The 20,440-nt window shown below is 50.5% G+C and carries 23 protein-coding genes; 8 read left to right on the top strand and 15 right to left on the bottom strand.

All coding sequences use genetic code 11. The features are described 5' to 3' along the window. The 10 genes from AACT35_RS03415 to bicA form a co-directional block, all read right to left on the bottom strand. Positions 1-387: MnhB domain-containing protein (locus AACT35_RS03415; RefSeq protein WP_305790997.1), on the bottom strand; the 387-nt coding region annotated here is incomplete at its 3' end. Further along, complete coding sequence (locus AACT35_RS03410; RefSeq protein WP_099238938.1) at positions 384-980, bottom strand: DUF4040 domain-containing protein; 597 nt, start codon at positions 978-980, stop codon at positions 384-386. The genes AACT35_RS03410 and AACT35_RS03415, both read right to left, overlap by 4 nt. After that, a complete protein-coding gene (locus AACT35_RS03405) occupies positions 967-1,260 on the bottom strand; it encodes a monovalent cation/H(+) antiporter subunit G (protein ID WP_012307974.1) in 294 nt (97 codons plus the stop codon). The genes AACT35_RS03410 and AACT35_RS03405 overlap by 14 nt, the downstream gene beginning before the upstream one ends. Then, a complete protein-coding gene (locus tag AACT35_RS03400) occupies positions 1,257-1,508 on the bottom strand; it encodes a hypothetical protein (RefSeq protein ID WP_012307973.1) in 252 nt (83 codons plus the stop codon). The genes AACT35_RS03405 and AACT35_RS03400 overlap by 4 nt, the downstream gene beginning before the upstream one ends. After that, entirely contained in the window at positions 1,505-1,894 is a 390-nt protein-coding gene (locus tag AACT35_RS03395; protein WP_030006875.1) for a cation:proton antiporter, read from the bottom strand. The genes AACT35_RS03400 and AACT35_RS03395 overlap by 4 nt, the downstream gene beginning before the upstream one ends. After that, a complete protein-coding gene (locus AACT35_RS03390; protein ID WP_099238936.1) occupies positions 1,891-3,327 on the bottom strand; it encodes a cation:proton antiporter in 1,437 nt (478 codons plus the stop codon). The genes AACT35_RS03395 and AACT35_RS03390 overlap by 4 nt, the downstream gene beginning before the upstream one ends. Positions 3,328-3,368: 41 nt before the next feature. Further along, positions 3,369-4,805 carry a cation:proton antiporter gene (locus AACT35_RS03385; protein WP_173867231.1) on the bottom strand — a complete coding sequence of 479 codons (1,437 nt, stop codon included), beginning with the start codon at positions 4,803-4,805 and terminating at the stop codon, positions 3,369-3,371. Further along, positions 4,802-5,146: a cation:proton antiporter subunit C gene (locus tag AACT35_RS03380; RefSeq protein ID WP_234991437.1), complete on the bottom strand. Its 345-nt coding sequence runs from the start codon at positions 5,144-5,146 to the stop codon at positions 4,802-4,804. The genes AACT35_RS03385 and AACT35_RS03380 overlap by 4 nt, the downstream gene beginning before the upstream one ends. Before the next feature lie 68 nt (positions 5,147-5,214). Next, the gene (locus tag AACT35_RS03375; protein ID WP_099238934.1) at positions 5,215-6,633 is read right to left on the bottom strand and encodes a cation:proton antiporter; all 1,419 of its coding nucleotides are present in this window, start codon (positions 6,631-6,633) and stop codon (positions 5,215-5,217) included. 178 nt (positions 6,634-6,811) lie between these two features. After that, complete coding sequence (bicA, locus tag AACT35_RS03370) at positions 6,812-8,512, bottom strand: bicarbonate transporter BicA (RefSeq protein WP_099238932.1); 1,701 nt, start codon at positions 8,510-8,512, stop codon at positions 6,812-6,814. Positions 8,513-8,843: 331 nt separating this feature from the next. Here bicA and mltA point away from each other — a divergent pair, with 331 nt between their 5' ends. Then, on the top strand, positions 8,844-9,992 hold the full coding sequence (gene mltA, locus AACT35_RS03365; RefSeq protein ID WP_099238930.1) for a murein transglycosylase A: 1,149 nt from the start codon (positions 8,844-8,846) through the stop codon (positions 9,990-9,992). A gap of 79 nt (positions 9,993-10,071) precedes the next feature. Here mltA and AACT35_RS03360 read toward each other — a convergent pair whose 3' ends face one another. Together AACT35_RS03360 and AACT35_RS03355 are read right to left on the bottom strand one after the other, a co-directional pair. Further along, the gene (locus AACT35_RS03360) at positions 10,072-10,596 is read right to left on the bottom strand and encodes a hypothetical protein (protein WP_143596773.1); all 525 of its coding nucleotides are present in this window, start codon (positions 10,594-10,596) and stop codon (positions 10,072-10,074) included. Between the two features lie 349 nt (positions 10,597-10,945). Then, positions 10,946-11,269, bottom strand: coding sequence for a thioredoxin family protein (locus AACT35_RS03355; protein ID WP_099238928.1), 324 nt, complete (start codon positions 11,267-11,269; stop codon positions 10,946-10,948). Between the two features lie 109 nt (positions 11,270-11,378). On the opposite strand from AACT35_RS03355, the gene fabG reads away from it, so the two are divergent. Then, complete coding sequence (gene fabG / locus AACT35_RS03350) at positions 11,379-12,143, top strand: 3-oxoacyl-[acyl-carrier-protein] reductase (protein WP_065711223.1); 765 nt, start codon at positions 11,379-11,381, stop codon at positions 12,141-12,143. Between the two features lie 9 nt (positions 12,144-12,152). On the opposite strand, the gene AACT35_RS03345 is transcribed toward fabG, so the two are convergent. Then, complete coding sequence (locus AACT35_RS03345) at positions 12,153-12,746, bottom strand: methyltransferase domain-containing protein (protein ID WP_254047993.1); 594 nt, start codon at positions 12,744-12,746, stop codon at positions 12,153-12,155. A 187-nt stretch (positions 12,747-12,933) separates the two neighbouring features. Between AACT35_RS03345 and AACT35_RS03340 the strand changes: the two genes are divergently transcribed. From AACT35_RS03340 to AACT35_RS03330, 3 genes are all read left to right on the top strand, one after another. Next, positions 12,934-14,052, top strand: a complete 1,119-nt coding sequence (locus AACT35_RS03340; RefSeq protein ID WP_099238924.1) for a PAS domain-containing sensor histidine kinase — start codon at positions 12,934-12,936, stop codon at positions 14,050-14,052. A 33-nt stretch (positions 14,053-14,085) separates the two neighbouring features. Further along, complete coding sequence (locus AACT35_RS03335) at positions 14,086-15,894, top strand: putative bifunctional diguanylate cyclase/phosphodiesterase (RefSeq protein ID WP_012307960.1); 1,809 nt, start codon at positions 14,086-14,088, stop codon at positions 15,892-15,894. An 86-nt stretch (positions 15,895-15,980) separates the two neighbouring features. Continuing rightward, positions 15,981-16,871 carry a S1 RNA-binding domain-containing protein gene (locus tag AACT35_RS03330; protein ID WP_099238922.1) on the top strand — a complete coding sequence of 297 codons (891 nt, stop codon included), beginning with the start codon at positions 15,981-15,983 and terminating at the stop codon, positions 16,869-16,871. Positions 16,872-16,980: 109 nt separating this feature from the next. On the opposite strand, the gene AACT35_RS03325 is transcribed toward AACT35_RS03330, so the two are convergent. Both AACT35_RS03325 and AACT35_RS03320 read right to left on the bottom strand, forming a co-directional pair. Continuing rightward, positions 16,981-17,325 carry a DUF760 domain-containing protein gene (locus AACT35_RS03325; RefSeq protein WP_012307958.1) on the bottom strand — a complete coding sequence of 115 codons (345 nt, stop codon included), beginning with the start codon at positions 17,323-17,325 and terminating at the stop codon, positions 16,981-16,983. 44 nt (positions 17,326-17,369) lie between these two features. Next, on the bottom strand, positions 17,370-17,522 hold the full coding sequence (locus tag AACT35_RS03320; protein ID WP_158227954.1) for a hypothetical protein: 153 nt from the start codon (positions 17,520-17,522) through the stop codon (positions 17,370-17,372). Between the two features lie 7 nt (positions 17,523-17,529). Here AACT35_RS03320 and AACT35_RS03315 point away from each other — a divergent pair, with 7 nt between their 5' ends. From AACT35_RS03315 to rsmI, 3 genes are read left to right on the top strand one after another with little or no spacing between them, the layout of a single operon-like run. Beyond that, the gene (locus tag AACT35_RS03315; RefSeq protein ID WP_099238920.1) at positions 17,530-18,453 is read left to right on the top strand and encodes a class I SAM-dependent methyltransferase; all 924 of its coding nucleotides are present in this window, start codon (positions 17,530-17,532) and stop codon (positions 18,451-18,453) included. Between the two features lie 3 nt (positions 18,454-18,456). Then, positions 18,457-19,560, top strand: coding sequence for an NAD(P)/FAD-dependent oxidoreductase (locus tag AACT35_RS03310; RefSeq protein WP_099238918.1), 1,104 nt, complete (start codon positions 18,457-18,459; stop codon positions 19,558-19,560). A 34-nt stretch (positions 19,561-19,594) separates the two neighbouring features. Next, on the top strand, positions 19,595-20,440 hold the full coding sequence (gene rsmI / locus AACT35_RS03305) for a 16S rRNA (cytidine(1402)-2'-O)-methyltransferase (protein ID WP_099238916.1): 846 nt from the start codon (positions 19,595-19,597) through the stop codon (positions 20,438-20,440).

The following is a 20,440-nucleotide window of genomic DNA, read 5'->3' as shown; positions in this document are numbered from 1 at the left end:
CCCCCCCGCAACACCAGCGGCAAACCCCCCCCCAGGGCTGAGGTGTCCCCGAATGGCCAGTTCAATCCCAATCAGGGCCGCAATGGTCGCCCCCAACCGCGCCAGGACAATGGAAGGGGAATCGGTAAATTGCTTAACTTCCTTCGAGGGGTGTTCGTCGGCCAGTAAAAAACGCACGCCCATGATCGCCAGGGTAAAAACCATCACTTCAAAGCCGGTGTCGTAGAGGCGATTGCGCAAAATAATCCCCGATACGGCATTGGGTACCCCCGCTTCGGCGGCTACCACTTCGGCGATCGCCCCAATCTCCCCTTCCATCGCAAAATTCGGGAAGACGAGCATTTTCACAAATAAAGAAATACCAAAGGCAAGGTAAACCCACTTCATGATTGATGATTCTCCATAAGGGATTGCGGCGACGACGGCCCAACGACTTCAGGGGTAGGCTGTGGCTCTAGCAGTTGCAGTTCGATCACATCCGTCAGGGCTGAGGTTTTAAAGATTTCATAGAGCCGTGGTACACGGGTTTTCAGGACATGAAGGTGCCCATCGCCATCCACCTGCAAAATACAGTGCACATTTTTCTGCGCCAGGGCTTGACCCAGGGCTTGGGTATCTTCAAATACCACGGGTTCCAGGCGTAAATGATATTTGCCCAGTACCTGCTTGAGCAGAGGATTAATTTTTTGGATGAGATTAACGGTATCTGTGCCAGTGGCCAAAACCCCTAAACGCATACTCATCGAAGAACGCACGGCCACCGCATAGAGGGTAATGGACAGCATCGTCCCCACCAACGCTTCGGTTAAAGCCACATCCGCCGCCCCGAACATTGCGTAAAGGAGTGCGGCGATCGCCCCCAGGATTCCCCGAATCACCAACGCATAGTAAGGATTTCTTTGGGCGACTAATAATCCCCCCGTCACGGGCAATAACAAGGCGATCGCCCCCACAAACCAGTCAAAATTAGATCCGTTCATCACCGCCTCCACGACTCGAACAATAGGCCAGCACATACCCCAGTACCGTGTTCCAAATGGCGAGGGCAATAATTGCCAAAATCAGCAGGGGCCATTCCCTAGGAATTTTTAGCAGTAGCCCCGCCATAATCGCCATCGAACCCAAGGTGTCAGAGACTGACAGAGTATGTAATTTAAACAACACAGAACGATTGCCCAGCAGGGGAGCCGTGCCCCAAAACCAAAAGATCACCCCCACAATGATGCAGCCGTAGCTGAGAATATTGATCAAAGTGCTCATGGTAAATTCACCCGCCTCAAAATGTGAGCTAGTAGCATTAACGCCGCATTGCCGACGCACAAAATTAGGACACCGACAACCCCGACCGTCCAGTCATCCCGCAGTACCGAAATCACCAAAATCATCACCGAGGTTTTACTGGCAATGCTGGCGAAGGCCAGGAGCTTTTGCCAAATATCTTGATCCTGTATTGCTTCATAAATCGGGAGTAGTAACGCGCCGATCATCGCCCCAAAAATCCAGGTCATTTGAGTTTCCTCCTTTGCACACGGTGAACTTCGTACCAACCGTCTTTGTGATAATGCAGCACAATTGTTTTCGGGGTAAAGGTAATCAGAAAAATATCGAGAAAAATTAAGCCTGGAGTCCGATTTGGCTTTACCCGCTCCATGGTGACGGTTTCATAGAGATGGGGGCGAAAAATCATTTCAAAGGCTTCAAAATAGGCCTGGGGAATCGCAATGATAATTTCCCAAAACACATGGAGCCAATCTTTGATCTGAGCCGCATCAAAGCGTTTACCGGGCATCAAGATCGCAATAATCACGCCGATGAGAATATTGGCGGCACTCAGGTCTGCCGTGAGCAGAAACCAGATCATTAAAATCAGAAAAATATCGAGAATGCCGATCATAGGGTCACCATCCAAAATAATCCAGTTAAGACAACGCTCATGCCGCCGATCAGCTGCTCAAATTCTTCAAAGATCCGGGGCAGCTTGAATTCGAGACGTTTCATAATCAGCCAGTACAACACCCAGCCAAGGGCAATTTTGATCAAGGCCTTGGGGATATTAGAAAATTCATAGGCTTCGAGATAAAAACCATTGCCTAGGATGACGCCGCTTAATAAAAAGGCGATCGCCCCCCAAAAGGTCACACTTTTTGCAGTAAATTTCGTCGCGGCATCATGGGGAATAAACAAGAATTTGGCGAAAGCTAAGGCTGTCCCCACGGCGGCAATATTCAGACCCATTTCCTGCCAGGGGGCAATATTTTTGAGTAGGAGGGCCTTTGAGCTAAAGCCAAGCAGCAACGGCATCCCGACCATCGACAGGCAGGCGATCGCCAAGGGCAGCCACAGACTACTCGCGATTTTAGTTTGGCGCAGTTCCTGAAAATTGCGGGTGGGCAATTGCCCCGCCATCAAAAATAAAGAAGATTTCACTAAACCATGGGAGAGGGCCGCCAAACCCGCCACTGCTGGTGCTGAGAGCAACAACCCTAATTTTGAGATGGTGCTAAAAGCCAGTAAACGTTTGGCGTCGGTTTCGAGAATGGCAAAGGTAATCCCCAACAGGGCGGTGGCCAGCCCGAACAGCCTCAGCCACAGATCCAGGTCTGGCACCAAAATGCCGCAGCGCAGGAGGGGGAAAATTCCCGCTTTAACCACAACACCGGACAACATCGCCGATACGGGGGTTTCTGCTTCGGAGTGGGTTAGGGGCAACCAAAATCCCGAAATGAAGACGCCACCCTTGGTGAGTAGGCCCAGGAAAATCAGGGCGATCGCCTCGCTGGGGGCTTCGGCCAGACCCGCAAAAGCGAAGGATTTTGTTGCTTGGTAAACTAGCACCGCCCCAATGAGATAGAACAGCATCGCCGTATTGCTGAGGAATAAATACCTGAGACCAATCCAAATAGAACGGTCGGTGCGCTGGTAGGTCATCAACAAAAAAGCCGCAATGCTAATGGCCTCCAGGGCAACGTAGAGGCTAATCAGATCGGCGCAGACAAAAACGGCATTGAGGGCCCCGTGCAAAACCACCAACTGGGTAAAGAAAAAAGCACTTTTGTTACTTTTCCAGCAGTACACCGTCACGGCGATCGCCACCGCCGCATTGGTCAAAATAAAATAGCCGCTCTGGTCATCCACCAGTAGATCTACCCCATACATCCCCAGGAGCTTGAGGCTGTAGGGTTCCGGCTGAAAAATTTGGACAAGACCAAAGATTAACGAACCAATAGAAACGAAAATCGCCAGATAACGATCAATCTTGGGCAGTAAATAAATACTAAAGCCCACCACAAAGGGAAAAATTACCCAGCCAATGGTCAATTCATTCATGGTTATCATCCTCCCTAAACTAACGACCACTGAGAGTTGTCCTAAGCCAACACCAGCCAAAACAAACCCGTCAACACCAGACTCATCACCCCCACCAGATGTTCAAATTGCTCCACGACCCGGGGCAGCTTGACCGTAATCCGCTGGAAAATCAGCCCATAGGCCAGCCAACCGATGCCGATGGTGACTAACGCCTTGAGGATATTACTGGGTTGATAAGCTTCCAGATAAAAGCTGTTGGTCACAAACAACCCCCCCAGGAGCAGCACAATCGCGCCATAAAAATTCGGCAAAATTTTGAGGTTGGGGTCTGTTTTTTTCGGGAGGAAAATGAATTTCGCAAAGGAAATTGCTGTCCCCACTGCCGCCACATTGAGGGCGAAGCTTTGCCAAGGCAGAATATTTTTCATCGTCAGAATTTTAGAACTGTAACCCGCCAAAAAGGGCAAGCCAGAGATCGAAGCACAGGCCAACACCAAGACCCACCAGTAAGCCCGGGGAATCGACTGTTCGCGCAAAACTTTAAAATTGCGACTGGATAACTGTCCCGCCGTGAGAAAAAGCGCGCCTTTAACGAGGCCATGGGTGAGGGCATAAAACCCCCCCACCGCTGGCGCGGCCAACACAAAACCCAATTGGGAAACGGTGTGAAAAGCCAACATTCGTTTTGTATCTTTCTCAAAAACCGCATAGCCAACCCCCAACAGAGCCGTACCCACACCGAATAATCGCACCACAGGATCAAGCTCTGGCACTAATAGGGCGCAGCGAGCCAGGGGAAAAACGCCAGCTTTAACCACAACCCCTGATAAAAGGGCAGATACGGGGGTTTCTGATTCTCCATGGGTGAGGGGGAGCCACAGACCAGAGACAAAAATGCCCCCCTTGGTCAGTAAGCCGAGGAAGATTAAGGCGATCGCCTCCTTGGGGGCCACTGCCAAACCCGAAAAAGCAAAGGAATTACTCGCTTGGTAGACCAATACCGCACCAATGAGATAAAACAGCATCGCGGTATTGCTAATGAAGAGATAGCGCAGGCCGACCCAGAGGGAGCGATCGCTCCGGGAATAGGTGATTAATAAAAATGCAGCAATCCCAATGCACTCTAGGGCCACATACAGACTGATCAAATCTGCACAGCAAAATGTCGCATTCACGGCCCCATGGAGGATCACCAGTTGGGTATAGAAAAACGGTGATTTCTGTTTATCAAAACAATAAAGAAGTACAGCCCCCGTCACCAGCCCATTCATCAAAATGAAATAGCCGCTCAGTTCATCGAACATCAGGGTGACGCCGAAGCTATCCAAGAGTTCTAGGGTAAAAGGCTCTAGACTCCAAAGCAGACCGATACTATAGATCACCGATAGAGCGGCGATCGCCAAAGCAAAGTAACGGTTCCAGCGGGGCAAGAGATAAATACTGAACCCCACAACAAACGGCAACAAAATCCAAATAATTGTGATGTCGTCGATCATGGTGTGTGGCTTTTCTCGATTTCGCTGGTTTCTAAGGTCGGATTATCCCGTGACAACTTCATCACGCCCACGAGCATCAAAGCTTGAATCGAAAATCCGATCACAATCGCCGTCAAAATCACGGCCTGGGGCACCGGATCCGCATAGGCGATCGCCCCCTGGTCAGCATCCACAATGGGAGCAAAAATCCCCCCACGGGCCGCCACGAGAATGTAATACGCAATCACCCCCGTACTCATCACATCCATGGCCAGGATTTTCATAATCAGATTTTTTTTGAAAATGATGCCGAAAAACCCAATGAAGATTACTGCAAACACACAGGCTTCGAGCATAGACATCGACATGGCTGAATTCCCTCCGTCCGAGTGGGGAATGTCCCTGATGACAATCCCCCATTAATGATTTCCTACACCGACAAACTTTTCTCAAGGGCTTCCCGGTCGGCAGGCACATCCGGATCCTGGGGCTTATTTAAAACAGCCTGGAGGAGCGGCGGTGCCAAGAAAGTGGTCAAGATCACCATCACAATGATCGCTGCTTCTAGGGGCTTATCTAACACACCACTAGCAGAACCAATGCCCGCAAAAACGAGGCCCACTTCTCCCCGGGGAATCATGCCAAAACCAATGGCCAAGCGATTCACCCCCGGTTGACCAAAGACGGCCCAGCCCGTGATTACCTTCCCGACAATCGCCACAACAATGAGGAACGCAGCAATCACTAATCCGGCGCGGTTGGCAGACTCGAAGGGGTTCAGAACACCAAGGTCTGCTTTTGCTCCCACGGTTACAAAAAAGATCGGCACTAAAAAGTCGGCAATGGGCATTACCTGACGGTCTAACTCTTTACGGAGATCCGTTTCATCCAACACAAGACCCGCTGCGAAGGCCCCTAAAATGGCTTCTAAATGGATGAGGTTCGCAATAATCGCCATCACCAACGCAAAGGCAAAGGCCGGAATCAACAGCGCGCCCCGGGTTTTTAGTTTGGCGGCGATCGCCTCAAAGCCTTGGTTAAAGAATTTACCGAGCAGAATCGAACCCAACAGAAAAGCACTGGCCCCAATAATCAGATAGACCACATTCAGGAGATCCACCTCCCCGGTCTTAGCCAAACTCGCGACCACGGCTAAAACAATAATCCCCAGCACATCGTCAATCACCGCCGCACCAACGATAATTTTGCCTTCGGTGGACTTTAGCTGGCCCAAGTCCGATAGCACCTTCGAGGTAATGCCAATACTCGTGGCCGTGAGGGCGGCCCCCGCAAAAATAGCAGGGATAATCGGCGTATGGAACAACGTCACTAGGCCCACCGTCCCCAAAAGGAAAGGTGCCACCACCCCGACAATCGCGACCACCGCAGCCTGGGAACCCACTTTACTCAGCTCCCGGAGATCTGACTCAAGGCCAATCTCAAATAACAGCACAATGACCCCAAGCTCTGCCAATACCGAGATCACTTCGCTTTGGCTGGCAAAAATATGATCAAGGGCAGTGCCATCTAAACCACCAAGCTGCTGCAAAAACAGCATTAAACTTGAGTCGGCCGCCGTGGCCCCTATTTCCGGAAAGACAATCAAATGTAAAGCAGAGACCCCAACCAGAACACCTCCGACCAGTTCCCCTAATACAGGGGGTAAGCCGACTCGTTTGGAGAGTTCTCCCCCCAACTTACTCATGGCATAGATCACGACCAGGGTCATTAAAACGCCGGTTAAAACAAATGAACCATAGTCAGCTTCCGGGGTTGTCGCCAGGGACAGGGAAGGAACGAAATCCGTCAATCCTGGCAGACTACCAGAAAAGATTGTGGGACTTAGCATAGAATTTTTGCCTCAAACGTTGTGGTAAAAAGCGATCGCAAATATTGCAGGGATGGGACAAAAGGGAAAAGGGATAGGTTGCATCGAACCCGGAGAGGGCTATCTGCCGACCATACCGTCCTGAGATAAGCCGGAAGGTTAGACCAAGATAGCCAGGAACCCACCGCAGATCAGGGCCTTAACCCATCTCTGAACTAGGAGCCGTAACACCATCCGCCAAATGGGGATAGATTCCGAGCACGGCATTCTTGAGGGCTTCTTCCCGCGACATCAAACATTTATCGGGGGGAACCCGCTTAAAGAGCTTGAGTTTTTCCAGACGGCGACGGGTTTGGCCCGCAGCACCGACAATATAAACCTGACGTTCTTTGTCGAGGGCCTCTTCAATGGCATTTTCTAAGGCTAGGGAAGCGGTCACCCCCATGTGGGGGACTTCACCGATATCAAAGACGAGGGCATCACAATCACCCATGGCATTGTGTTCCCTGGCGATCGCCTTTGCGACCCCAAAGATCATCGGCCCACTGAGTTGGAACAAAAGAACGCGGCCTTGGCCTTCATCCAACCAACGTTTTTCAGTGGTAGTCAGGCGGATATTATCGTCAGCATCACTGACCGTTTGGACTTTTTCGGACTGGAGATTACTCATCCGTTCGATGGTGAGCACATTAGCCACAAAGACACCCACACCCACGGCAACAATCAAGTCAACTAAGACCGTCAACAAAATGACGCCGTACATAATAAAGGCACCTTTGGGGGAGATTTCGTGGGCCCGTTTCAGGAAACTCCAGTCAATAATGTCAACCCCAACCTTGAAGGCAATCCCCGCTAACACGGCCAGGGGAATGGTTGCTGTTAAACTCGCAGCCCCCAGGATCACAACCAACAGGACAAAGGCCCGCACCAATCCAGACAGTGCAGATCGACCACCGGACTGGATATTTACCACAGTCCCCATGGTGGCCCCAGCCCCGGCAATCCCGCCAAACAAGCCAGAAAAGAGGTTCCCTAGACCCTGACCAATTAATTCTTTGTTGGAATTATGTTCTGTCCGGGTCAAGCTATCGGCAACGACCGAAGTCAAGAGGGCATCGATACAACCGAGCATCCCTAGCACTGCCGCATCGAGAATCATCCTCTGGAATTCCCCTGCACTGAAGCTCGGTCTGACCAGCTCTGGGAACCCGGCTCGAATTTCACCGATGCGACGGAGATCGCTTACTTCTGGCGGGAAAACAAAAAAGGCGATTACCGTCCCCAGGACAAGGGCGACCAATTGGGGCGGGATTACCTTTTTAAACTTCTCTGGCATAAACCAGATGATCGCCACGGTGCCTAAAGCTAAGGCTGTTTCGCCCGGTTGAATATTACTCAGCAGTGTGGGTAAATTTTGGAGCGTGCCGATGACGCCGCCCCCCGGACTCGCCTGTCCCAGGAAGGGTGCTAACTGCAAAATGACCAGGATAATCCCGATCCCTGACATGAAGCCAGAAATCACAGTGTAGGGCATCATGGTGACGTATTTGCCGAGTTTGAGGGCGCCAAAAATAATTTGGAACACCCCGGCCATCATCACGACGGTAAAGGCGATCGCCAAACCTTCTTCTGGAGTAGCGGCGCTGGCCGTGAAATGGGCAATCACAGCGGTCATAACCACCGTCATCGGCCCTGTGGGTTCGGAAATGAGGGTGGGGGTTCCCCCAAAGAGCGCGGCAAAGAAGCCCACAAGCACAGCACCCCAGAGACCGGCCTCGGCCCCGGCACCGGATGCCACCCCGAAGGCGAGGGCCATGGGCAACGCAATGACCGCCGCCGTTAGCCCGCCAAAAATATCGCCGCGGATATTCCTAAAGTGAATTTTGTTGGTTATCTGCATGGTTACGCATTTTTCAGATCAGTAGTGAGCAAAGCACTTAAACAAACCATAAAGGATTCGTTGCTTAGCCTGTTGGGTGTGAGTTAAGTTGTCAGTGCAACAGGAGCATAGCTTAATATCTATGAAAATTTTATTTTGTATTGATTAACATCTAACCATAGCCCCCTACCAATTGTCTCCATTGGGAAAACTATCTTTTTGATGAATTGAATAAGTTTTTTTTATACAAAACATAGGTGGCGATCGCCCATGGCCGGACGCAATCGGGAGATTGCTAGGCTTCAAGTTACAATGGCAAGATTCTGTGGGGCGTCTAAGGAAAGAAGATGTTATGAAAATTTTTTGGTCAAGTCTAACCATTGCCACCCTGGGAGCCAGCGCCAGTTTAGTCAGTCAACCGAGCCTCGCCCAGGTACTCCAACCGACCACAAATCCAGCGGCGATCGCCTTACCGGATTACGGCCTGTGGCAAAACCAAGAACGCCAAAAGTTACTCAACGCCATTGACCATAGCCTGCGCTACATCGACACTAATACCGCCCAAGCGGATTACGCAGCGGTACAAGTCCCCGGCTTCAGTCGAGAAAAGGTGCGGCGATCGCTGGTGCGGTTTCGGCAGTTGGTGCAACAATATCCTGACCCCCGCCAATTACATCAAGCGATCCAGCGGGAATTTATTTTCTATCGCTCTGTGGGTAAAGATGGCACGGGCCAGGTGGACTTTACCGCCTACTTTGAACCAGCCTACGTTGCCAGCCCCGTTAAAACTAACGAATTTCAATATCCCCTCTATCGTCAGCCCCCCGGTTTTAAAACTTGGTCGCAACCCCACCCCAGCCGCGTGGCTTTAGAAGGCCGTGATGGTATTCCGCCGAGCGATAGTCCCTTGCGGGGGCATGAATTGGTTTGGCTAAAAAGTCGCCTCGAAGCCTACCTAATTCAGGTGCAAGGTTCCGCCCGGTTGCAACTGACCGATGGCCGCACCATGACCATTGGTTTTGATGGCAGTACCGATTATGAATACGTCAGCTTGGGCAAGGAGTTGATTAACGAGGGCATTTTTCAGCCAGAAGAATTGAGCCTCCCCAAATTAATTGACTATTTTGAGGCGAATCCCACAGAACTCAGTAATTACATTCCTCGCAATAATCGCTTTATCTTTTTCCGGGAAACCTTCGGGTCGCCGCCCATCGGTAGTATTGGGGTGCCCGTCTTGGCAGAGCGATCAATTGCCACCGACAAAAGTATTTTTCCCCCAGGGGCGATCGCCTTTATTGCGACCCAGCTTCCTTACCAGCGGGCCAATGGAGACTGGTTAAAACTCCCCGTTAGTCGCTATGTCCTCGATCAAGACACAGGCAGCGCGATCAAAGGGGCTGGCCGGGTTGATATTTTCCTCGGCACCGGGCCAAACACCCAAACTCGCGCCGGTCTCGTCAACGATCTGGGTAATCTTTACTATCTCCTCCTCAAGGATTAAGCCTCGCCTAATTTCTCGATCAAAAATCCCCCTAAATTTTTTCATCTAGGGGGACTGAATCTTAAGGTTCAAAAGCGTGTTAAATATCAACAACGGCCTTAGTTGGCGCCTGGAAATCGGCACATTCTTTGAGCAGGGCATAATCTAGCTCACTAGGAACATTGATCGGTTGGAAGCCCGCCGGAACCATCTGCAACGTCGGGCGATCGCCACCGGCGGCGACAAACCCCTTAGCCACATAATCCAATTGGTAATCGTAGGCCACCTGTTCGTAGGGATCGAGGACGGCTAAATCTAACTTACCGTTGTTAATCGCGCCCGAAAAGCAAGCATATTCCGAATTCACTTGGTAAAAGACCCCTTGCACCCGGTTGTTGTCATTTACCTGGAGCACCATGTAGTCCTGGCCTAATTGTTGGGCAACGGGAGAAGTTCCATAAACAAAGACGGCACTTTGCTGCTGGGCAATCAAGCGGGTATTTAGGGATGCAAAAAAGTTTTCACTCCGACTCAGGGCACGGTGTTCGAGGGTTGCTCCCTGGGCTAAATTTGGGGCGATCGCCGTCAGACCTAAACCCAGCAGCAGCGCCACTGGCCGTGCCACGAAATGACCTGCGAATTTTCTTAACTTTTGCCACACCATATTGCGCTCCCTAAATCTCTATCAACTGCCAAAAATCTCGATTATGTCCCGAAAAATTCCCCAATTTTTGGATTACTGGCAAAAAATTTTTCTGTGACTTTATTTGATTTCCTTATCTCTGACTGTAACGTAAATCGAAACCCTAATGGAAGAGGAAAAAAGCCTTTCTTCTCATAAGTTTACGATGTGATTTTTTGCTCACAAAAAAAGACCCGGCCGGGTCAAGAAATGTAAATATTCCCTGGGATTTAGATTGAATATTTTGAGCAGTAACCGTTAAGCTCGCCACCAGGAGAGTGATATTGAAGGCTTAATTTTGGAGGGCGCGGCGGATTTGTTGCATCAGTTGTGGCGCGGCAACGGCCCCTTCGATGCGGGAAACTAATTGTCCTTTGTTGTAGAGCACGAGAGTGGGATAGGCATGGACACCATGGTGGGAGGCAAGGGCCGGATAGCGATCGCCGTCTACTTTAACGATTTGAATTTCATTGGCCATTTGGGGGCTGATTTCTTCGAGGGTTTTGCCCATAATTTGGCAGGGGCCACACCAGGTTGCATAAAAATCGACTAAAATAGGCTTTTCGGCAGCCTGTAACATTGCTTCAAAACTGGAAAATTGTTTTTTGACAGCCATGGAAAATAGCTCCGAAACGAGATTGCGAGGGGAATTGTTGCGATCGCACGACCCTAACTCCTATGATAACCCAGTCATCAAAACGCAAAGACTTTTGGAGAGATAGGCAATGGAGCTTTTACCCGCCGCGCAACAACGTCTGAAGGATCAAGTGGCCATCGTCACCGGGGCCTCTCGGGGGATTGGTAAAGCCACGGCGATCGCCCTCGCCACAGAAGGTGCAAAGGTGGTGATCAACTACGCCCGTTCCAGTGCTGCCGCCGAGGCATTGGTCGCGGAAATTCAGGCCGCCGGAGGCGAGGCGATCGCCCTTCAAGCCGATGTGTCCCAGGAAGATCAAGTCAACGATCTCGTCGAAAAAACCCTCGCCCAATGGGGCCAAATTGATATCCTCGTCAACAACGCCGGGATCACAAAAGATACCCTACTGATGCGCATGAAGCTCGATGCCTGGCAAGCTGTCATTGACCTCAACCTCACGGGCGTCTTTCTCTGCACCAAAGCCGTCACTAAACCGATGATGAAAAAACGCCGGGGCCGGATTATTAACATCGCCTCTGTGGCCGGACTAATGGGGAACCCCGGTCAAGCCAACTACAGCGCCGCCAAAGCGGGAGTGATTGGTTTTACGAAGACTGTCGCTAAGGAACTGGCCAGTCGAAATATCGTGGTTAATGCCGTGGCCCCTGGTTTTATTACCACTGACATGACCGAAGGCCTCGAAGCCGATGAAATTCTCAAGTACATTCCCCTGGGCCGCTATGGTCAACCGGAAGAAATTGCTGGGATGATCCGTTTCCTCGCCGCTGATCCCGCCGCTGCTTACATTACAGGTCAAACGTTTAATGTAGATGGCGGGATGGTGATGCACTAAAGCGATCGCCTATTTCTTTTGCAAGATCCCCCAATGTTCATCCCCTTGCCGACTCGGCACAGAATTTTGAATCGGATCGAGGGCAAGAATCTTAAATTTTGGGGAAAACAACTGAATCACTTCCTGGGGGGTTGTGCCAAAGGGCGGGCCTCCCGTTTTGTTGTGGGTGTAGAAAATGCCGTAGAGTTTGGCCCCTGGTTTAAGGATTGTGGCCGCCAAGGTAACGTAATCGGGACGCTGCTCTGGGGCGATCGCACAGAAACAGGTATGCTCGAACAGATAATCAAAGTGACTTTTATGACTTTTTTTGAGATCAAAAATATTTTCTTCGAGTAAAGTAAGAGTAACACCATGATCTTGGCTTAATGCTTTCGCGGCGGCGATCGCCGCTGGGGCAAAATCAACCCCCGTTACTGAGAACCCCTGTTTTGCTAAAAACACAGCATCATGGCCCTGGCCACAACCCAAAACCCCCCATTCCCCTTGGGGTAATGGTGCTGTCTTTGCGAAAAAATCCTGGAGCGGTGGCGCTGCTTGGCCGAGATCCCAGCGATGTTGAGCCGTTTGATATTTTTCTTCCCAAAAATTTTTTTCCCGAACCATTACCATTGCCCAACCTTAAAGCTTAGTTGCAAAGCACTAATGAGTTTATTTAATCAGTATTACACTAATTTCCAGGGGCTTTCTTATCAAACTTTTCAAATTGATTGCCGTTTAGGGATCAGCAACCCCCCATCATTTCTCGTCTGATTTTCCTTTTTTTTTCTGTGCGTCTTATCCCACCCTGCCCATGCAATATAATCCTGCTCTAATTCAAGCCCTTGGCGACATCGTCTATGAACGCTGTTTAACCTCAGGTGCAATGGTTTGGTACGGGGATTTTACGCGGGTTTTGGGGTATTCGGCGGCGGAAATGGGTAATGATTGTCAAACTTGGCTAGAGCGGCTCTATCCGGACGATCAAACGAAAGTTTTGGCCACCCTCGAACAAGCCTTCGCCCAACAGCAAGCCTACGAGTTGGACTATCGATTCCAGCACCATGACGGCTCCTATGTTTGGATCCAAGACCGGGGGGTGCCTAAGGATATTACTGCGCAAGATTCGGATCAGTTTTGGGTGATTGGGGTGATGCGTGACATTAGTGATCGCAAACAGGTAGAGCTAGATATGCACAATGCCCTGATGCGCGAAAAAGAACTCAATCAACTGAAAACCCGTTTCATTGACATTGCCTCCCATGAATTCCGCACCCCTTTGACCTCGATTTTGGGCTTTACTGAACTCCTCGAACAATACGCCCACAAATTCAACCCAGAAGCGCAACGGCGGCATCTACAGCGAATTAAAGGGGCGGCCCAACGGCTCCAAACCCTCGTTGACGATGTCCTTTCGGTCAGTCGCGTCGATGCAGGACAACTCACCCTAGAGCCAGCGCCCGTGCATTTTGAAGGGCTGTGCCAGGACATCATCGAAGAGTTGCAAGTGGTGTTTGGCCATACCCACCCGATCCGGTTTGATTTCGTTCCCCAATACCAAGGCGATCGCCGCCTCTTCCCCGTCCTAGACGCCAAGATTATCCGCCACATTCTGTCTAATTTACTCTCGAATGCCCTCAAATACTCTTTTCCCGGTGAAGCCGTCAGCCTAGTAGTTGGTTGTGGCGATCGCCAAATCAGCATCACCATCACTGACCGGGGAATTGGCATTCCCCAAGCCGATTTACCCCATTTATTTGAACCCTTTCACCGGGCTCAAAATGTTGGCAAAATTCCAGGCACAGGCTTAGGGCTACACATTGTGAAACGTTACATTGACTTACACAATGGTACGATTATGGTCGCAAGTCTCGTGAATTCTGGCACCACATTCCGCGTTAAAATTCCCTGCTCTTTCGTGAGTAAACCCTGACTGACGCATCAAGTCCCATGAGAAACATCTACTATGGTTGCCTCCTCACTTTCCCCCACCATTCTCGTCATTGAAGACGAAGATTCGATCCGAGAGCTCATCGTCACCTTGCTCATTGCCGAAGATTATCAGGTGCTAGAAGCAGAAAATGGGCAGATTGGCGTCGGCATTGCCATTGAAAATCGTCCAGATTTAATTATTTGTGACATCATGATGCCGGGCATGGACGGTTATGGTGTCTTAGAAATTCTCCAAGCAGATCCAGAAACCGAAACGATTCCATTCATTTTTTTAACGGCCAAAGGTACGAAAGAAAATATTCGTCAAGGGATGAACTTGGGGGCCGATGATTACCTCACAAAGCCCTTTACCACCTACGAGTTACTTGACGCCATCAAAACACGTTTGCGGAAACATCGCTCCTGGCAGGGGTATTTTCAGCAAAAAAAACAAGCTGGCGATCGCCAACAAATCAACTACGCTGTTACCCACGACCCCATTACCCAGCTTCCAAACCAACTCGCCCTCCGGGATGACCTCAACCGCCTCCTAAAACAGTGGGAACCGTTCGTTCAGCAGCAACTCCAACCCCATGAGTCATGGCAAATTCCCATTTTTTATCTGAGCGTTGATCGCTTTGAAAAAATCAACGAATTATTTGGCTATCAATTTGGTAATGCTGTCCTCAAACATATCGTGCGCCAGTTGGTGACGGTGGTGGCGGAGGAGGCCTATTTAGCCTGTTTAAATTACACAGATTTTGTGGTGATTTATCCCCCCAATTGTGCGGTGCATGAGGCCGAACTCAATCAAATGGCAGAGCAGATTCTAGAAGCCTTTGGCAGCCCCCTGACGGTCAATGGGCAAAAGATCTTGATCAATTGGTACATCGGGATGATTACCATGCCTTACCGGGAATACAACTTTGATAAGTACCTCAACCAAGCAAAAGAGGCGATGGAGACGGCGCGTCAACGGGGCAGCACGAACTATTATTTTCATTTCCAAGAAGCGCAAATTAATGCCAATCACCAAAATCTACTGCTTGATGCGGATCTCTACGACGCGATCCAAAACAATCAACTGACCCTGTATTACCAACCTAAAATTAGTACGACGACGGGCAAAATTGTTGGTGCAGAAGCGCTCATTCGCTGGTTTCATCCCACCTTAGGGATGGTCTCACCGGCGAAGTTTATTCCCCTCGCTGAAAAAAATGGTTTGATCGCCAGTATTGGAGAATGGGTGTTTCGGGCTGCTTGTCACCAGGCTCAACAATGGATGCAAAGGGGCATGAGCGATCTTAGGATCGCTGTTAATCTTTCTGGACGGCAATTTTATCAGGCTCAACTGGTCGAAAATCTGGTCGAAATTACCCAGCAGTATGGGATTAATCCGGCCCAAATCGAACTGGAAGTAACCGAAAGCATTTTGATCTCGGATGTGGAGTTGGCGATCGCCCATCTGCAAGCCCTAAAAAACTCCGGTTTTCCCATTGCCATTGATGATTTTGGGACAGGCTACTCCTCCCTGAGTTATCTCCAAAATTTCCCCTTCGATATCCTCAAAATAGACCGCTGCTTTGTCCGCAACGTCGCCCACAACATTACCAACTCCACCATCGTCAAACACATCATCATGATGGCGAAACAACTCGAATTGACCACCGTCGCCGAGGGGGTCGAAACCATGGCTGAATTGGAATTCCTCAAGACGCAACATTGTGACGAGATCCAGGGGTTTTTGTTTAGTCCGCCGGTGCCCGCCGAAAAATTTACAGCCATGCTTCAGGCCGACCAAAATTTTTACGAGCCATGTCCCATCTCGCCTAATCCCGCCTAGCTTCCGACCCTGACGCTACGAAAGAACCGGAGTACGATAGGATTAAGCCTATTCCAAACTTTTTTCGTATCAGACATTTATTCACAATGACTGCAGAGCCTAATCCCGCGATCGCCTTTTCCATGGACGACTTTGAGCATGCCCTCACCGAACATGACTACCATTTCGAACAGGGACAAGTGGTCACAGGGAAAATTTTTGAACATCTATCCGATGGCGTCCTCGTGGATATTGGTGGAAAATCACCTGGGTTTTCTCCCCTCCGGGACGCACTCCTGGCAGGTGAAACAGATGCCCATACAGCTCTGCCCGTGGGCGAAACTGTTGAATTTTTGATTGTTCGAGGCCAAAATGCCGAAGGCCAAGTCACCCTGTCCCGCCGCAAATTAGCCGAACAACGGGTATGGGAAGATCTCGCCCAGGCTGCCGAAGCTGGCAACTCCGTCCAGATGCGGGTCACAGGTAGCAATCGGGGCGGCGTCACTGGTGATGTCCAAGGCCTGCGGGGCTTTATTCCCAACTCCCACCTAGTCGATAAAGATATTGATAATCTGATGGGACAACTCCTGACGGTTAATTTCCTGGAGTTTGACCAAGAGCGTCGCAAATTGGTTCTGTCCCAGCGCTATGCCGCCCAAGCCGAAGTGATGCGTCGCCTGTCGATTGGGGCTTTAGTCAGTGGCACCGTGGTGAACATTAAACCCTACGGCGTTTTTATTGAGCTCGATGGCATGACCGGGCTGCTCCACCGCAGTCAAATTAGCGCCAAACCCGTTGACCAACTCGAAGCCCTTTTTAGTATTGGCCAAACGGTGCGGGTGCTGATCACGGACATCGAAGAAAATAATAATCGCATTTCCCTGTCCCTCCAGGCCCTCGAAAAATTCCCCGGTGAAGTGATTGAACAGTTCGACGCAGTACAAACCAATGCCGAGGAACGGGTAGAGGCAGCCCGCAAAAAACTCAATCTGGTTTAAGGCATAAAAAATAAGGGAAAAGTTTCCCTTGTGAACCGGAATCAAACAATTTGATTATTTGAGGTGGTTTTTTTAGACCATCTTTTTTTTGGGCAAATTTTGCCAGCGACTATTCAAAATCTAAGTCCGTATGGAGAGAACCTGATTCAACTAAGCTCGATTCTAGGTTCATGCGTTGTTCCATCTGACCGAGGAAATAGCCCGTCATCATGGCGGACGCCAGGAGATTTGCTAAATTTTCGCGGTCGGTGGTGATGCTCACTTGAAAATCATCTGGGGGTAAGACACCGATTAAGCCTCTGACATTGTGGGCGATGATATCTTTTATCTCCGAGCTAGCGGACTGGGCCACCCGTGCAAGTACGTCCGGATTTTGCTGTTGCAAGTATTCCATTAAATTGTTTGCGGCTTGTTCGTCAACGTCGGCGGAAAAGAAGTCAGAGTTAAAAATCATTCCTTAGTCCGAAAATATTTACTGCTCACCCCCCACTTTAGCTTTTATTTATCGGACTGTACATGGTAGGTAACCGGAGAGCTTAGGGAGAGTGCTAGGGGCCAATGGTGTGAATCACGAAGGCGATCGCCCCCAAAAATTCCCCAGGGAAGATCACCTGTAAAATAGATTACGCCCACAAACCCTGTTGTATTCATTTCGACGATGACCGTAAGCCCGCCTCGCCAACCCACTGATTTCCGTGTCAAGCTAGTCAACGGCCTTTTAGCGATCCGACCAATCGCCGCCCTGGCAAAAAACCGTGCTAGGGCAATGATGATTCAACGGGCCGAAAAGTTAGGGGTGCCCTGGCGAGAAACTGTGGCGACCCTACAAAAACGGGATTGGCAAGCAGATCTCGCAGCGGTTGAAAATCCAGATTTAGCTTATCCCGAATACTACCTGCGTTCCTTCCATGCCTATGAGTCCGGAAATTTGGGTTGGGAGCCAGCCCTAGAAGTCGAGTCGGCGGCCTATTCTGTCCATTCAACCTTGTTTGGGGAACCGAATGTCCAAGGGGATGCGTTGTTGCGGGATAGTTATCACCAAATTTTGAAATTCAACATCGATATTACCCCGGAAAAAATTGTTGATATTGGCTGCAGTGTGGGCATGAGCACGGAGGCGCTACAGCAGGTTTTCCCCAATGCTCAGTTAACAGGGGTGGATTTGTCGCCCTATTTTCTGGCAGTGGCAAAATATCGCACCGCTCATCACGCTGATCAGTTTACCTGGTGCCACGCGCCCGGAGAGGACACCCAACTGCCTGGGCAATCGTTTGATTTAGTCTCCTGTTCTTTGATTTTCCATGAGCTGCCCCAAACAGCGGCGATCGCCATTTTCCGAGAAGCGAAACGACTCCTTAAGCCCGGCGGTTACTTCGCGCTGATGGACATGAACCCCCAGGCGGAAGTTTATAAAAAAATGCCCCCCTATATTTTGACGTTGCTCAAAAGTACAGAACCCTATCTGGATCAATATTTCAGCCTTGATGTGGCCGAGGAGTTGCAGCGGGCTGGGTTTGAAGCGCCCTTCATCCAAGAAAATACCGTCCGTCACCGCACGGTCATTGCCAAGGTCAGGGATTAAGCGATGGTGAAACGGGTTGTGATTTTGGGTGCAGGGGTCGTTGGGGCGGCGATCGCCTATGAGTTGAGCCGATTAGATCAGTTCGAGATTACGGTTTTGGATACAAGCCAACCGGCCAGTGGGTCAACAGGGGCAGCCCTGGGGGTACTGATGGGAATTATCAGCCGCAAAACGAAGGGTCGCGCTTGGACTTTACGTCGCCGCAGTATGGAACGCTTTCCGAGACTTTTAGAGGAACTTGCCGCCGCAGGTCAGCCAGTACCCCACAATCCCCACGGCATTTTGAAATTATTGCGGGAACCAGAGGAACTAGAAAAAGGCGATCGCCTCCGGGAATTGCGCCAAGCATCGGGCTGGCAGTTAGCAATCTGGGATCAAGAAATCATTCAACAACATTGTCCCCACCTCCAAGCCAAGGAAGCGGCTGGCGGTATTTTTTCGCCCCAGGATTTCCAGGTGCAGCCCGTCCCCTTCACCAAAGCCCTACTAGCCGTCGCCCAACAGAATGGTGCGCACTGCCACTTTGGCATTTCCCAACCCAAGTTGGAGATAACGGATCAACATTGTCAAAAAATTAACACGGATCAAAACAGCTATCCTTGCGATTGGCTCATTGTCTCAGCGGGTCTGGGTTCCCTGGAAATTACGAAACATCTAAGCGAAAGCCTGTCCCTGGGGCCAGTGTTGGGGCAAGCTTTTCACCTGCGCGTGCCAAAAAATCTTGAACCGCAAACTCTTTTTCAACCCGTGGTTAGCTTTGAAGATATCCATGTGGTACCCCTGGGCCAAGGGGAATATTGGGTGGGGGCGACGGTGGAATTTCCTGCGGAAACAGGTGGAATCACTCCAGACATCACCCTCGCTGATCAAGTGCTCCAAAAGGCGATCGCCTTCTATCCGCTTTTAAAAAATGCAGAAATTCTCCGGCATTGGTCAGGGAAACGGCCCCGGCCCAACGGTCAAGGCGCTCCCGTTCTCAAAGGGTTAGCGGGTTACGACAATATCCTCCTGGCCACGGGTCACTACCGCAATGGTGTCCTCCTGGCCCCAGCGACGGCCCTAACGATCCGCGATTGGCTCCTGGCCCCAGAAACCATTCCTTTTTAGTTTGTCCCAGTCCCTAATTTTTCTCACGTAAATCATGACGACCTCCGGCACCCTTTATTTGGTGGGCACCCCCATCGGCAATCTTGATGACATGACTTTCCGGGCGATCGCCACCCTCAAAAGCGTCGATCTAATCGCCGCCGAAGACACTCGACACACCGGCAAACTCCTCAAGCATTTTCAAATTGCCACCCCCCAAATTAGCTACCATGACCACAACCGTCACCAACGGCAGGCGCAACTCCTCGAAAAATTACGCAGTGGGCTAAATATTGCCCTCGTGAGTGATGCCGGATTACCGGGGATCAGCGATCCGGGTTTTGAATTGGTCGCCAGTGCGATCGATACAGAAATTACGGTGGTGCCCATTCCTGGGGTTAGTGCCGGACTCACGGGCTTAATTGCCTCTGGATTATCGCCGGAAAAATTTGTCTTTGAAGGTTTTTTACCTCCCAAAAAGAAGGATCGCCACCAGTTACTAACACAGCTATCCCAAGAACCCCGCACCCTGATTTTCTACGAAGCGCCCCACCGATTGGTGAAAACCTTAACAGATTTGCTGGAACATTTTGAAGGCGATCGCCCCCTTGTGTGCGCCAGGGAACTGACAAAACTCCACGAAGAATTTTGGCGCGGCCCCCTCGAAACCGCCCTCACCCATTACCAGCAGCACAACCCCAAGGGAGAATTTACCCTGATCTTGGCCGGAGCAAGCCCACAAACTGACCACGAAGCACTGACCGATGCTGAAATTTTGGCCCAACTTCAGGCGTTAATGCAACAGGGCATGAGTCGCTCTGGGGCTAGTCGCACCCTCGCCCAACAGCTGAATTTATCCCGCCGCCACATTTACCAACTCAGCACAGAGCTAGAGGGTTAA

The sequence above is a fragment of the Synechococcus sp. BDU 130192 genome (assembly GCF_963876085.1).
GTDB lineage: Bacteria > Cyanobacteriota > Cyanobacteriia > Cyanobacteriales > MRBY01 > MRBY01.
Note: the sequence above shows the minus strand (reverse complement) of the source record. Positions and strands in the feature narration are given on the sequence as shown.